The following is a 13,791-nucleotide window of genomic DNA, read 5'->3' as shown; positions in this document are numbered from 1 at the left end:
CATAGGGTGATTTTGTATTTTTTTATTATTTGTATACTCCATTAGCTCATCGATATTTAATCCATCTTCGTCGTAAATACCTCCGTCGCTTTTTATAATATATTTTAAATTTACATCGTGTAGCAGGTCCTTTTTCATTTCTAATAATTTTACAAATGATTTGCCCACTGCACCAAAACCAATTAAAGCAATATTAAACATAACTCCTCCTTATAAATTTACATAAGTATAATTTTATACATAAATTCATAAAATTTCCATACTTTTGTAATATATTATTTTCTCCAAAAAAATACAACCCTTTGAATATTATCTCCAAAGGGTTGTGTTTTCATCTAATCTATATATGTATCTTCTATTTCTATATCCTCTTCCTCGACTTCAAAATCTTCATCTTCAATAATTATCTCATATTCATCTCTGTAGGTGTCGTCTATTTCTACATATTCTGTGCCGCTAAATTCATAGTTATTTTTTTCGCTCATAGCAATACCTCCATTTTATTTATTTAATATAATTATACTATTTTTTTGATAATAATATTGTATTTTTTTTGTATAAAAAAATATTTTTTACGCACAGCAAAAAAGCATAAATCCAAATTTCAGGACTTATGCTTTTTTATATTATTTGTATCTAACTAAAACTGATAAAGTATTAAATTTTTAAATATAATTCCATGTAGAAAAATTATTTTCAGTCCTTTATTGGTTGTTTACGATCTTTTTCAAAGCTAAAAATGCAGCTATTCCTATTATACACCATACAGTTATCATAAATACCCATGCTACTCCAGTCATAATACGCTCCTCCTTTAATTAAACACTTTAAAATTTTAAATTCCCTATGTTACTTTTTCTTTTGTTAATTATATTATATATAAATTTTCAGTAAATTCCATATATTCAGAAGATTGTTTACATTCCCTTAACACAATCACAGGGTATTTTACAGTATTTTAACATTTAAAGGTTGTTTTATTTACATTTTCTTAACACATCTCAATTTCATTTACATTTTGTAAATATATATACTCTATTTTATATACAAATTATCGATAATATATTTTATAAATCATCAATTTTCAACAAAAAAACTCTTTTATATTAGAATTTAAAATCATCTTAATATTATTAAAATAATATCATCGATAATTAACATCAAACTAACATAAAAGAGCTTTATATATTAAGCGTACATTTCTTTTAATTTTTCTTGTATATCTTTGTTCTCTAGATAATCCTCTAGAGTAGTCTTTCTATCCATTATTCCATTTGGTGTTATCTCTATTATTCTATTTGCTAGAGTTTGTATCATCTCGTGGTCGTGTGAGCTAAATAAAAGCACTCCAGGGAATTTTTCTAGACCTTTGTTAACTGATGTTATAGATTCAAGATCTAGGTGGTTTGTAGGGTCGTCTAGTACTAATACGTTAGAATTACTTAGCATAAGCTTAGAAAACATACATCTAACCTTTTCTCCTCCAGATATAACCTGAGCTTCTTTTAGAGCTTCTTCACCGCTAAATAGCATTCTTCCTAAAAATCCTCTTATGAAGCTCTCACTTTTTTCTTCAGAGTACTGTCTTAGCCAGTCTACTAATGAGTATTCAACACCGTCAAAAAATTCATTGTGATTTTTTGGAAGGTAGCTTTGAGAAGTTGTAACTCCCCATTTGAAGCTTCCACTGTCTGCTTTATCTTCACCCATTATTATGTCAAATAATGCAGTTATAGCTAATTCATCTCCCATAAACGCCACTTTGTCATCTCTATCTAATCTAAAAGTCACGTTGTCTAAAACCTTCACGCCGTCTACAACCTTAGTCAATCCTTCTACCTCTAGTACTTCGTTTCCTATTTCACGCTCTGGAGTAAATCCAACGTAAGGATATCTTCTTCTAGAAGGCTGAATTTCAGTTACTTCTAATTTTTCAAGCTGTTTCTTTCTTGAAGTAGCTTGCTTTGCCTTAGATGCATTTGAGCTAAATCTAGCTATGAATTCTTTTAATTGAGCTATTTTCTCTTCTGCCTTTTTGTTTTGATCCTTCATAAGCTGTAATGCTAGCTGGCTTGATTCATACCAGAAATCGTAGTTTCCTACGTATATTTGGATTTTACCGAAGTCAACGTCTACTATATGAGTACATATTTGGTTTAGGAAGTGTCTATCGTGTGATACTACTATTACTATAGAATCCTCTAAATCCATTATGAAGTTGTTTAACCATTCTATTGATTTAAAATCTAAGTGGTTAGTAGGTTCGTCTAGAAGTAATATTTCTGGCTTACCAAATAACGCCTTAGCAAGTAATACCTTGACCTTTTCTCCACCTTCTAGCTCCTTCATTTGTTTGTAGTGTAGATCTCTATCTATTCCAAGACCCATAAGTATTTTTTCAGCATTAGTCTCAGCATCCCATCCATCAAGTTCAGCAAACTCACCTTCAAGCTCTGCAGCCTTTATACCGTCTTCTTCTGTGAAGTCCTCTTTCATGTATAATGCATCTTTTTCCTTCATTATTTCAAATAATCTCTCGTGACCCATTATAACTACATCTAACACAGTCTCCTCATCGTATTTGAAGTGATCCTGTCTTAAAACTGACATTCTTTCTTTTTCAGTTATACTTACACTACCAGTATTTGGTTCTATATCTCCAGCTAATATCTTTAGGAAAGTAGTCTTCCCTGCACCATTAGCACCTATTATTCCGTAGCAATTTCCCTTAGTGAACTTTAAATTTACGTCCTTGTATAATTCCTTATCGGCAAATCTAAGTCCTACATTAGTTACTTGTAACATTCAGTCAATATTCCTTTCTATCTTATATTTTTTAGCACAGTAAGCATAATATTATAATAAAATTATTTATAAGTCAATATAAAAAAAATGGAGTGCCTTAAAACACTCCGTAAAATCTATTAATTTCTCAAATACGCAATTTTCATAGTTTCTCTGCCTTCTTGCTTTTCATTATATGAAAATATCATATCCATATTAGTATCTACTAAATCTAGAAGGTGATTTCTTATTTCATTTAAATATATCAACGTATTATCTCCAGCTGTTTGGCTAGTCTCTGCTAATAGAAGTCCCTTTTTAAGTGTTAAATCTCCTTCGCTCTTGTAGAAATCTTCTTCTAAAGCCTTAGCAGCTTCTCTAGGATGCATATCTAGTTCGAATTCCTCAACAGAGTAAGATACTGCCCCTTCTCCCTGGAATAATTCCTTCAAGTCGCTTATATCTACATACATCAAAGTATCTTCGTCCATAGCCTCACTCATAAGATTTATCATATCTACTGTTTTATCTATGTTGTATTTGTTTAATTTAAGCTGTTTGTCTAGACCTAGATCTTCTTTATTTTCCTTTAAACATATATCAAGCCCTATAGATAATACCTTTCTCTCGCTAGACATAAAAGATATCGCCTTTGTTATATTGCAAGCGTCTTTGTCAGAGCTATCGTGTAAAATATATAAAATTTCTATACCGTCTAGTAAGCTTCTTACAAATTCTTTATCTACATCCTTTGTTATCTTTATATTTTCGAAATTTGCATTTTTTTGCAAATCGCTTTTTATATTTTCTAAATAGTCTATTGCATCATTTCCTACTGCAATTACTTTTGTGTATTTTTCCTTCATCTATTAAGCCTCCTTAAAATTTAAAAACCCAGGGTATTTAGATAACACCAATTTAAATAGAGGAACTCCTACAATAGTAACTACTCCAAATTCTCCTATTCCAACCTCTAGCATACAAAGTAAAAGAGGTAACTTAAAGAATATATTTAGCATAAGTCCAACTATAACTGCATTTGCTAGTACTGGCCATAAAGACGCCACCCATATAGCGTATTTATTTTTTATAAGCTTAGGTGTTAAATTAACTAAATATGCACTTACAAGTGTCGCAAAAGTTCCAAATGCAATATCTGCCAGTCCATAAGGTCCCAATAAATTAGCTATTAGACATCCTATAGTCAATCCGACGATGTAATCTGAATTTACAAATGCAAGTAAAATCAATACCTCTGATAATCTAAATTGAATCGGTCCATAGCTTAGAGGACTTAATCCTATTGTCAATGCGGCATATATAGATGCCACAATCGCTGTTTTCACTATTCTATCTGTGTTCAACTCATCATCTCCTCATCTAAAAATTTTCAATTTATATCTATTTTATATTGTATTTAATTTAAATCTTACGTATATGAATTATATTACAAAACAGATAATAACTCAATATTTAAATCTTTAGTTATTAATTACCAATTTAATAATTTTTATTCAAAACCTACAAGTCATATAATATATTTTTCAATCATAAACTTATATATATATTTTTTATAAGAAGGTGTTTTTTTGAAAGGTTTGATGCGTTATAAAAGAAATATGAAATCAGATATTTTAAGCAGCATACTACTTTTATTTTTTACCTTTGTCGCACTTATCGTAGCAAATAGCTCCTATGACTGGCTCTATAACAGGATAATTTTTGAAAATAAATTTTTTAGATATCCCCTAAACGAATTTATAAATGATTTTTTGATGTTTTTCTTCTTTTTAAATGTAGGACTTGAAATTAAGGAAAATATTTTATATGGAAATTTATCCTCTTTAAAAAAGGCTTCATTTCCAGTTGTGGGTTCCATCGGTGGCGTTGTGATTCCTGCTTTGATTTTTTTAAGCTTTAATTTCAATACTGATTATATGAAGGGATTTTGCATACCTATTTCTACAGATATAGCATTTGCAATTGGCGTGTTTTACATATTTAAAAATTATATAAATCCTCAAGCCAAATTATTTTTACTCACTTTGGCAGTCGTCGACGACTTAATTTCAATACTAGTCATAGCTGTATTTTTTACTGAAAATATAAATAAAACATATATACTAATGTCTTTAGCAGTTCTTTTAATACTTGTAATAGCAAATAAATTTTTTCATGTAGAAAATATTTCCTACTATATATTAGGAGGCATTATCCTATGGTATTTTGTAAAACTGAGCAACATACATCCAACTATAAGCGGTATACTACTTGCAATATCTATACCATCAAAATCATATACCAAAGGAAAAAGCGTGCTAGAAAATCTCCAAGACAAATTAGTGCCACTTACTAACTACGTAGTCATCCCTCTATTTGCATTTGTAAATAGCGGAGTATCTCTAAATATAAGCGCTGATTTGTACAGCACACAGAGGTTATACTTCGGAATTTTATTCGGCTTGGCAATCGGAAAACCACTAGGCATAACATTGTTTACATATATTTTCACGAAGCTAAAGCTTATAAAGCCTCCTGAAAGTTTGGACTTTTATTCTGTATTTTTAGTTTCTTTAATAGCTGGAATAGGATTTACAATGTCTATATTTATGTGTGATTTGACTTTTTCATATGACCTTGAACTAATAAATACTTGTAAGCTAGCAATACTTAGCTCTTGTATATTATCTATTATTTCGACTTCTTTTTTTACATTTATACATAAATTTTCCATAAATATATAGAATTTTTTGTATATATTGTGTAAAATATATCTGTTACATAAAAATAAGGAGGGATAGTCATGCCATTAAAAATACCAAAAGAACTACCAGCGTATTCAGTATTATCAAAAGAAAATATATTTGTTATGGACGTAGAAAGATCTATGCAACAGGACATAAGACCATTACAAATAGCTATACTAAATTTAATGCCTCTTAAAATTCAAACTGAAAACCAATTACTTAGATATTTATCTAATTCACCTATACAAGTAGAAATAACTTTAATTCAAGTAAAGAGCCACGAATGTAAAAATACTTCAAGTGAACACTTAGATAAATTCTACACTTATTTCGACGATATAAAAGACAAAAAATTCGACGGATTAATAATAACAGGTGCTCCTGTTGAGCTTTTAGAATTTGAAGAGGTTGAGTATTGGGACGAACTAGTTGAAATAATGGAATGGAGCAAGAAAAATGTATTCTCAACTATACATATTTGTTGGGCTGCTCAAGCTTCACTATACCACTACTACGGTATCCAAAAATATGAACTAGAAAATAAATTATCAGGTGTATTCAAACATACAGTAAATAATCCTGGTTCAGCTTTAACTAGAGGCTTAAACGACGTATTCTACGCTCCTCACTCTAGACATACAGCTATCAAGAAAGAAGATATCTTAAACGTTCCTGATATCGAAATCCTTTCTGAATCAGAAAAAGCAGGACCATTTATAATGTCTACTAAAGACGGCAGAAGAATTTTCGTAACAGGTCACTTAGAATACGATACTGATACTTTAAAGGGCGAATATATAAGAGACTACAACAAGGGTATGGATCCACTTATACCTGAAAACTACTATCCTAATGGCGATACTGGTATAGATCCTGTTAACACTTGGAGAGCTAATGCGACTTTATTCTACACTAACTGGCTTAACCAAGTTTACCAAGATACACCATACGATATTAGTAAGATTACTGAAAAAATGGCTTTATCTACAAATTCATATGAACCATGTGAAGACTAGAGGAAAAAAGGATGTGAAAGCATCCTTTTTTTAATAAAAATGCAGTTATTTTCTATAAATTATAATGTATTTTTCAATACTTGTAGCTATTGACTATGCGTCTTTTTAAATATAAAATTTAATATAGTAGAATAAAAATATAGAAAGAGTGATATATTAAATGAAAAACAGTAAAAATACTTGTTGGATATGGCGTATTTCATTTTATTTAATGGGTCTTGTAATACTTTCAATAGGTCTTACATTAAATACAAAATCTGGATTAGGAGTATCTCCAATCATATCTGTACCTTTTTCCATATCCAATATTTTAAATTTAAATTTTGCAACTGTGACATTTATCGTATATACAATATTTGTATTACTTCAATTTATAATCAAGGGAAAAAACAGAGATATAAAGGATATTTTGCAAATCCCATTTAGCTTGATGTTCGGCATTCTTTTAAACTTTTTTGGTAAAATTTTAGATTTCAATCCTACTACAATTTGGCAAAGCTGGCTTTTACTGTTCGGTGCTATAATCGGAACTGCTATAGGCGTTTCTATGCTAATAAGTATGAAGCTAATTTCAAATCCAGCTGATGCACTTGCTCAAGCTGTAGGAGATTTATTAAAAAAAGATTTAGGCTTTGGAAAAAATGTACTCGATATCACTTGTGTATTTATAACTTGCACTATAGGACTTGTGCTTTCACGTAAAATAATTGGTATAGGCATCGGTACATTAATCTGTATGATAGCTGTTGGAAGAGTTATAGCAGTTTTTAATAGTATATTCAAAGAAGGTATGCTTAGATTGGCTGGACTTCAAGCTATAAATTTCGATAATGATGTAAAAGATATAATTTAGACCAAGTATCATATATAATAGAAAGAGTGATGTAAATGGAAAACAATAAAAACAACTGCTTGCTATGGCGTATTCTATTTTATTCAATAGGACTTGTAGTGCTCTCAATTGGAATTACTTTAAATACTAAATCTGGATTAGGAGTATCTCCAATTATATCTATACCTTTTTCCATAGCAAATATTTTAAATCTAAATTTTGCAGCTATGACATTTATAGTATACGCTGTGTTTGTATTAATTCAATTTATAATAAAAGGTAAAAACAGAGACTTAAAAGACATCTTACAAATACCATTTAGCTTATTATTCAGCGTTTTAATAAACTACTTCGGAGGAATTTTAGACTTCAACTACACTACAGTATGGCAAAACCTACTACTATTATTTGCAGCAATAGTAGTAACTGCAATCGGTGCAGCTATGATGGTAAATATGAAGCTGATTCCAAATCCAGCTGATGGACTTGCCCAAGCTATAGGCGATATATTCAAAAAAGGACTAGGCTTCGGCAAAAATGCACTCGATATTACTTGCGTAGTCACAACTTGTATTATAGGTCTTGCGCTTTCAGGCAAAATAGTAGCTATCGGTATCGGAACAGTAATTGCTATGATAGGTGTTGGAAGAGCTATTGCAATTTTTAATAAGATTTTTAAGAAAAACATGGATAGATTGGCTGGACTTCAAGCTATAGATTGTTCCGCTGAGATAGAAAATATAATCTAAATATAAGAAAACTCCCTTAAGCAAATTTTAAATTCACTTAAAGGAGTTTTTTTGCTTCTACACGATCATCTCTGGTTTTAGATTGTGTTCAATGCCATTTTTATTCAATAAAATTTATAAAATTATTATTTGCATCCATCATAATTTTTAATTCATCACTTGGTGAGTTTTTAGAAATAAAGCTAAAGAAATCACTATAAATCATTTTCATCATTTCCATATCTCCGCATTTCTCACTAGCTCTCAATGCTTGTTCTACAAAATCGTAAATTCTATCTTTATCTTGATAATACTTATCAATCGCATGAATATACTTTTCCTTATTAGCTTGAATTTGTGTAGTTATTATTTTAAGTTGAGCTCTTATTCTCTGTCTTTCAGTAATTTGCTCTTGTCTACATTTAGCATAATCACCCATAATTTTTCCAATTTCTGTGAATGTTTTAACTGCTGTTTCTACAATCAAAGCCTCTTCCCCAGTAAGAGAAGACACCACTTGACTAGAATTTACTTTTTCTAATTTATTGTCCATTTTTTTATCCTCTTTTTCTCAATACTTAAAATTTACGACTAAATACTTAGTTTTGGATATTTTTCTTCATAAACGACATTTAAAAAATTTAAAATAATATTTGCTAACTTGTCATCACCATGACTTATAGCTACATCTAAAGATTTAATCGCCATTTTTGATAATCTATCCTTTTCTTTAAAAAACTTACTCGACATTAATTCAAAAGCCTCTCTTCTTGATTTTACAAGCTCTGTAAGAGCAATAGTATCACTTATTCTTTGATGTATCTGAGTTTCCTCAATTTCCTGTTCTTTTAAATAATTGGCAAACTCTCTCTCAGAATGTGTGATCAATTTAGCCAATATGTCTTTTATATCTTCACACATTTTAGTACACTATTACTCCTATTGATTTTAAAATCCTATCTAGCTCTCCAGTATTTAGAGTAGGTTTTTCAATTAGAGAATTTATTTCTTTCATTTTTTCAAATAAGCTGTTGTAGTCATCTGTTACAGTAAAGTCATCGTTTAAAAATTTAGTCCCCATAAATTTATCGATTCCCATTGCTATATTATATATAGATTTTAAATAGTCACTTTCTTCTTTTTTAAATGAAGACTTTTTCATATTTTGATCTAGTTTTTTTGAAATACCTTCAATTCTTTCTATAAGCTCACTTAAAACTCTTTCCTCATCAGATATATAGCTTCTGATGTTAGAAAGATTGCTCTTTATAGTTTTTAACTGTTCCCTTTTTAATTGAATTTGACTTTTGTACATCTTAGCTTGATTGTAATTTGATTTTGCTTGGTAGTATTCCTCTGTTGCATCTCTAAAAATATCATCTAGATTAGGAAAACAACTATTAAAAGACAATCTATCAAATCCTGCAAATGTATTATTTATATTAGATATTGACATATCTAAATTTTTATTTGAGCCTATATCAAAAAAATCTACATTTATAGTTTTGCTGTCTATATCAAATTTTTTAAAATCCTCTAATACAGGCTTTACATCTAATTTTAATTTTCTTATGATTTCTTTTTTAAAATCATTGTGTTTATCAAGTCTGCGTTGTGTTTCAAAAGCGTAGTCTTGTGTATTGTAATAAGTAGTTTCATATCTCTCCGTATAATCATCTATTATTTCTCTAGCCATAGCATTATACTCTCTAGCTTCTTTTCTTTTTTCCCAGTTATCTGATAAATCAGAAAAACTTTTTCTACTGTTGCCTCCACCTGAAAATATATCGAATAATCCCATATTATTACCTCCTGTTTTTAAGTAGCCCATGTACTTAGCTTACATAGACTACTCAATTTTTTTAATTTTAGTTAATTATTAGAAAACATCTCTTATAAAATATCTACATGCAGGATCGTGAGTGTTTACTCTTTTTTTATGTTTTGAGCATCTGTATGTATCATTTCTTGCAAAAAGCCCTGTATCTGTTTCTGCATATCTACATTCAAAGCATTCTGGTGTGTCTTCATCAATAAAACTGCTACATGCTGGGTCTTCTCCGTCTACACCTCTTCTTTTTTTGTTGCATCTTCTTTTTGATGCTTCATAGTAAAAGCAATCATAACATTCTCTTGCCATTTTGTTTTCCTCCTTTATTTTTGTTTAATATTATATTAGTCCATGGATTTTTAAATCTGTAATTTGTGTTTTTATTTTAGATAAGTATATATTTTTTTGATTTTATTATCACGTCAAAAAACGTGCCGATGTCTTGTGATAGTTTTGTTTTTGAATTTATTTTATTTATATATTTTTATTATTATTTTCTACTGGGTAATTATAATTTTATACAAAAAAACAGAGCAGTACAATACATACTACTCTATTAGTATCTAACTAAAACCTTTATATATTTTTCATTTCTTCAAATGCTTGTTTAATCAAAACCTTAAGCTCTTTTTTAGTAAAAAGTAGCTCTATATCGTTCTTTTTAGCATATAAATAATACTCATCTATAAGCCAAAATAAAGCTCCTTCTGTCTCTATCCAAGCCAATGAAGCACATTCTAAATAAAATCTAGCCTCCTCTTCACTTCCAAATGAGTACATTTCAGGCAGCGGAGAGTTGATATCTCCCATCCCAAGTAAATAATCAGGTATGTATTCATTTGCCTTAAAAGCCTTCTTTAAAAAAGACTTTGCATTTAATTCATTTTTATTTCTATAGTAATATAATGCCTTGTTGTAAAGCATAGATGCACACTCATCATTTTCATATGTCTTTATCAAATTTTCAATTTGATCTTTCTTATCTAGTAAAATTAACAACGGAAATATTTTATATCTTATTCCTTGGTTGTCATTTTTATTTAATCTCAAAATGTCGTTGTATAGTTCTACTGAAGATTCATAATCATCCTTCAAATAGTACAAATCCGCCAATTCTGCCTTTATCAAAAGATACGGTCTTGCATCTAGCTCAAGCCACAGCTCTCCTTCTAGCTGCTTGAATAGATGGTCTGGTATTTTTTTCTTAGCATGCATAAGAGCCAACTTCATATACTCCATAGCTTCATCTATATCATATGAGTCAAATGCCTTGTCCATATAGATTTCATATTCTTCTTCTTTTGTGGTTATTGTATGACCTAGCATATCAGCCATCTTTTGTAAAACCTCATCCATTTCATAGCCATCCTCGTCATCGTCATCATCAAATCCAAAGCAAAAATCATAATCGTCTTCTTCATATGTGATATCTGCTACGAATTTTGCATTTTTAGGAAGTACCTCTCTTATCTTAGATGCTCTAGACTTCATAGTAGCCACACTAACTTCTGCTATTTTTGCCATATCTGTCTTTGAAATGTATTCCTTTGATTCTATCCAATTAGTTTGGTTAAAAAGTCCGCTGTCTTCTCCTACTATATACAAGAGCCCAGCTACCCATCCTTCTATTTTTCCCTTATCCATAGAAAAATCTTTGTTCTTTTTTAATTTATCTATTAATTTTTTTGTAGTCTTGTAGTAATCTTCATTGAAGCACTCATCACAATGAGTTTTTACTATGTCGGTAATTTGTTTTATTTTATCTTTATCTGTAGCCATTATCGTTCATCCTTTTAATTTTTAATTTAATTATATTGTATAGTTTAATTATAGATAAATTTTTTTGATTATTCAATTTTCATATAAATTCCTTACTCAACGTCATCTGATTGTAATTTATAAGATTGCATTATAATATCCATAATATCATCTAGTTGACTTAAATCATTATAAAAAATTTCTATATCTCCATTACCCCAGCTTGACTTATCTGTAATATTTATACATATATTTTTAGGATCTATTACATCTTCAAATTTCATATTTACAACAAGTCTCAGCTTAGACTTTTGCGGTATAATATCTACAAAATTAGTTTCAACCTTATATGCAATATATAGCTTTTTAAATTCTCTTTTTATATCTTCAGAAATATTCAATATTTTTTTATCTAATGCATCATATAGCTTCATACTTTTATCACTCAAATACTCATATGACTCTATAGAATATTGTTCATCATCTATCTCAGGCAAAAACTCACTTAATTCCTCTTGTGATAAAACAGGATATTTCCATATAGATTTAGCTAATTCACAGAGTTCATCTGCCCTTTGTTCGATAGTATCTTTATTCCAAGTTATTTGTTTAACTACATAGCTATTTAGTCTAAGTGCACTTTCTCTAAATCCACCATGCATATTTAACTTATCTTCAAAAGATCTATCAGACATCTCTGAGTTATAAGCTGTAAGTGTAAGATTTCCAATTGTATGTAGGTATTTCTTTTGAATCTCATCGTAATTTTCTCCTAGAGCATTTTTCCACGCCTCACTTAGATTTTTATTTTGAGGCATTATATGCTCAACTGTATAATTCTCTATGGTTATAGGAGATTTATTGTCGAAGTTTTCAAATTTGGATAAAATATAATTTCTAGTTCTCATATTGTATATATCTTTAAACTTCAACTTATCTACAAAATCTTCATCAGAAGGAAATTCCTTATAACTATCTAACATTATAAAAAATGCTTTTACAGAGTTTATGTAATTATCTTTTATTATACTTCTAACTGCTAAATTAAAAGTTTTATTTAGTGAATTTGTTGGAATTCCAGTTATTGAGCGTCTAAATACATAAGTTTCACATAATCTCAATATCTCTATAAATCCATCTTTTTCTATAACTTTATTTTCATAGTCACAGTAAACCTTTATCAAAAATGGAGACGCTACATCCATATTTAAAGCTTTTATATCCTTAAATACATAATCTAGTTGTTTATCCCCACTATTTGCATAATAAATATTTGTATAGTATTTTGCACATCTATATAAATCCTCGCTTAAAGCTAAAACGGATTCATAAGTTTTATTTTGATAGTAATTTTTAAAATCATCGTACACCTTGCTTTCTACAGGTATTTTTCCATGTTTAAATGTCAGATAGTGTTTGAAAAATCTATCCATAAGCCATGTACCCCTACTATAATCAAATAAATCCTCCATTGGGTACCAGTAATTTTTATAAATACCATCTTGCTCATCTGGACTCAATCCCATAAGCATATAGTTTCTTATCAAATCTGATTTAGATAAATCCATACCTGTACTATTTAAGCTCTCAAATATAAGCTGTGGATCATCTTGTGATCTATCTAAAGTTATATTTACTATTTGTAGTTTTCCTACACCTTCAAAAATTTGAGCTGGTGTAAGCTCTTTTTCATTTATTTTTTTCACAAAGAAATTATAATTATCTATTAGCTTAGATTTTACAGATTCATCTATAGGAGCTCTATCTACTAGCTTTATCAATATATCCTTGTCCTTTTTGCTAAGTAGCATTTTATATTTTTCTTCTCCCATCCCATAATCGTTTTGTATGCACATTCCATTTATGCCACCTGGATTTATAGTGTTATCTTCTGGATGATCGTATCCATAGTCTCTAAGAGCTATCAACATCAATGTCAATGTAGTCATTCTCTGCTGACCATCTATAATCATAAACTTCTGCACACCAGTTGGCATAGCTTGTTCTGATATATTTACAATAGATCCTACAAAATGACCAATTTTGTTATTTTTTTGCATATTTACTATATCAGTCCATAGCTTCTCACATTGCT

General features: G+C 29.5%; 14 protein-coding genes and 1 pseudogene. 4 read left to right on the top strand and 11 right to left on the bottom strand.

What is annotated here, in order from left to right; translation table 11 throughout:
* From ACI3VO_RS12325 to ACI3VO_RS12305, 5 genes and pseudogenes are all read right to left on the bottom strand, one after another.
* Nucleotides 1–201 (bottom strand): annotated as a pseudogene (locus ACI3VO_RS12325) (homoserine dehydrogenase); the annotation flags it as partial.
* Between the two features lie 134 nt (nt 202–335).
* The gene (locus ACI3VO_RS12320) at nt 336–485 is read right to left on the bottom strand and encodes a hypothetical protein (RefSeq protein WP_439758200.1); all 150 of its coding nucleotides are present in this window, start codon (nt 483–485) and stop codon (nt 336–338) included.
* A 703-nt stretch (nt 486–1,188) separates the two neighbouring features.
* Entirely contained in the window at nt 1,189–2,805 is a 1,617-nt protein-coding gene (locus tag ACI3VO_RS12315) for an ABC-F family ATP-binding cassette domain-containing protein (protein WP_439758199.1), read from the bottom strand.
* A gap of 119 nt (nt 2,806–2,924) precedes the next feature.
* Nucleotides 2,925–3,650: a hypothetical protein gene (locus tag ACI3VO_RS12310; protein ID WP_439758198.1), complete on the bottom strand. Its 726-nt coding sequence runs from the start codon at nt 3,648–3,650 to the stop codon at nt 2,925–2,927.
* Between the two features lie 3 nt (nt 3,651–3,653).
* The gene (locus ACI3VO_RS12305; RefSeq protein ID WP_320924558.1) at nt 3,654–4,148 is read right to left on the bottom strand and encodes a QueT transporter family protein; all 495 of its coding nucleotides are present in this window, start codon (nt 4,146–4,148) and stop codon (nt 3,654–3,656) included.
* 225 nt (nt 4,149–4,373) lie between these two features.
* Here ACI3VO_RS12305 and nhaA point away from each other — a divergent pair, with 225 nt between their 5' ends.
* The 4 genes from nhaA to ACI3VO_RS12285 all read left to right on the top strand — a co-directional run bounded on the left by nhaA (nt 4,374) and on the right by ACI3VO_RS12285 (nt 8,128).
* Nucleotides 4,374–5,528, top strand: coding sequence for a Na+/H+ antiporter NhaA (nhaA, locus tag ACI3VO_RS12300; protein WP_439758197.1), 1,155 nt, complete (start codon nt 4,374–4,376; stop codon nt 5,526–5,528).
* A gap of 59 nt (nt 5,529–5,587) precedes the next feature.
* The gene (gene metA, locus ACI3VO_RS12295) at nt 5,588–6,547 is read left to right on the top strand and encodes a homoserine O-acetyltransferase MetA (protein ID WP_439758196.1); all 960 of its coding nucleotides are present in this window, start codon (nt 5,588–5,590) and stop codon (nt 6,545–6,547) included.
* 160 nt (nt 6,548–6,707) lie between these two features.
* Nucleotides 6,708–7,400: a YczE/YyaS/YitT family protein gene (locus ACI3VO_RS12290; RefSeq protein WP_439758195.1), complete on the top strand. Its 693-nt coding sequence runs from the start codon at nt 6,708–6,710 to the stop codon at nt 7,398–7,400.
* Nucleotides 7,401–7,552: 152 nt separating this feature from the next.
* Nucleotides 7,553–8,128 carry a DUF6198 family protein gene (locus ACI3VO_RS12285; RefSeq protein ID WP_439758201.1) on the top strand — a complete coding sequence of 192 codons (576 nt, stop codon included), beginning with the start codon at nt 7,553–7,555 and terminating at the stop codon, nt 8,126–8,128.
* A gap of 100 nt (nt 8,129–8,228) precedes the next feature.
* Here the strand turns inward: ACI3VO_RS12285 and ACI3VO_RS12280 are convergent, their stop codons facing one another.
* The 6 genes from ACI3VO_RS12280 to ACI3VO_RS12255 all read right to left on the bottom strand — a co-directional run.
* On the bottom strand, nt 8,229–8,660 hold the full coding sequence (locus ACI3VO_RS12280) for a hypothetical protein (protein ID WP_439758194.1): 432 nt from the start codon (nt 8,658–8,660) through the stop codon (nt 8,229–8,231).
* 38 nt (nt 8,661–8,698) lie between these two features.
* Nucleotides 8,699–9,028 (bottom strand): hypothetical protein, encoded by a 330-nt coding sequence (locus ACI3VO_RS12275; protein WP_439758193.1) that lies wholly within the window; start codon nt 9,026–9,028, stop codon nt 8,699–8,701.
* A gap of 1 nt (nt 9,029) precedes the next feature.
* Nucleotides 9,030–9,908, bottom strand: coding sequence for a hypothetical protein (locus tag ACI3VO_RS12270; RefSeq protein WP_439758192.1), 879 nt, complete (start codon nt 9,906–9,908; stop codon nt 9,030–9,032).
* 78 nt (nt 9,909–9,986) lie between these two features.
* Complete coding sequence (locus ACI3VO_RS12265) at nt 9,987–10,247, bottom strand: hypothetical protein (RefSeq protein ID WP_439758191.1); 261 nt, start codon at nt 10,245–10,247, stop codon at nt 9,987–9,989.
* Between the two features lie 267 nt (nt 10,248–10,514).
* Nucleotides 10,515–11,717, bottom strand: coding sequence for a DUF6398 domain-containing protein (locus ACI3VO_RS12260; protein WP_439758190.1), 1,203 nt, complete (start codon nt 11,715–11,717; stop codon nt 10,515–10,517).
* A gap of 92 nt (nt 11,718–11,809) precedes the next feature.
* Nucleotides 11,810–13,791, bottom strand: a 1,982-nt coding sequence (locus ACI3VO_RS12255) for a GmrSD restriction endonuclease domain-containing protein (RefSeq protein ID WP_439758189.1), incomplete at its 5' end; no start/stop codon positions are given.

This window comes from Intestinibacter sp., assembly GCF_051866655.1.
Classification (GTDB): Bacteria; Bacillota; Clostridia; order Peptostreptococcales; family Peptostreptococcaceae; genus Intestinibacter.
Note: the sequence above shows the minus strand (reverse complement) of the source record. Positions and strands in the feature narration are given on the sequence as shown.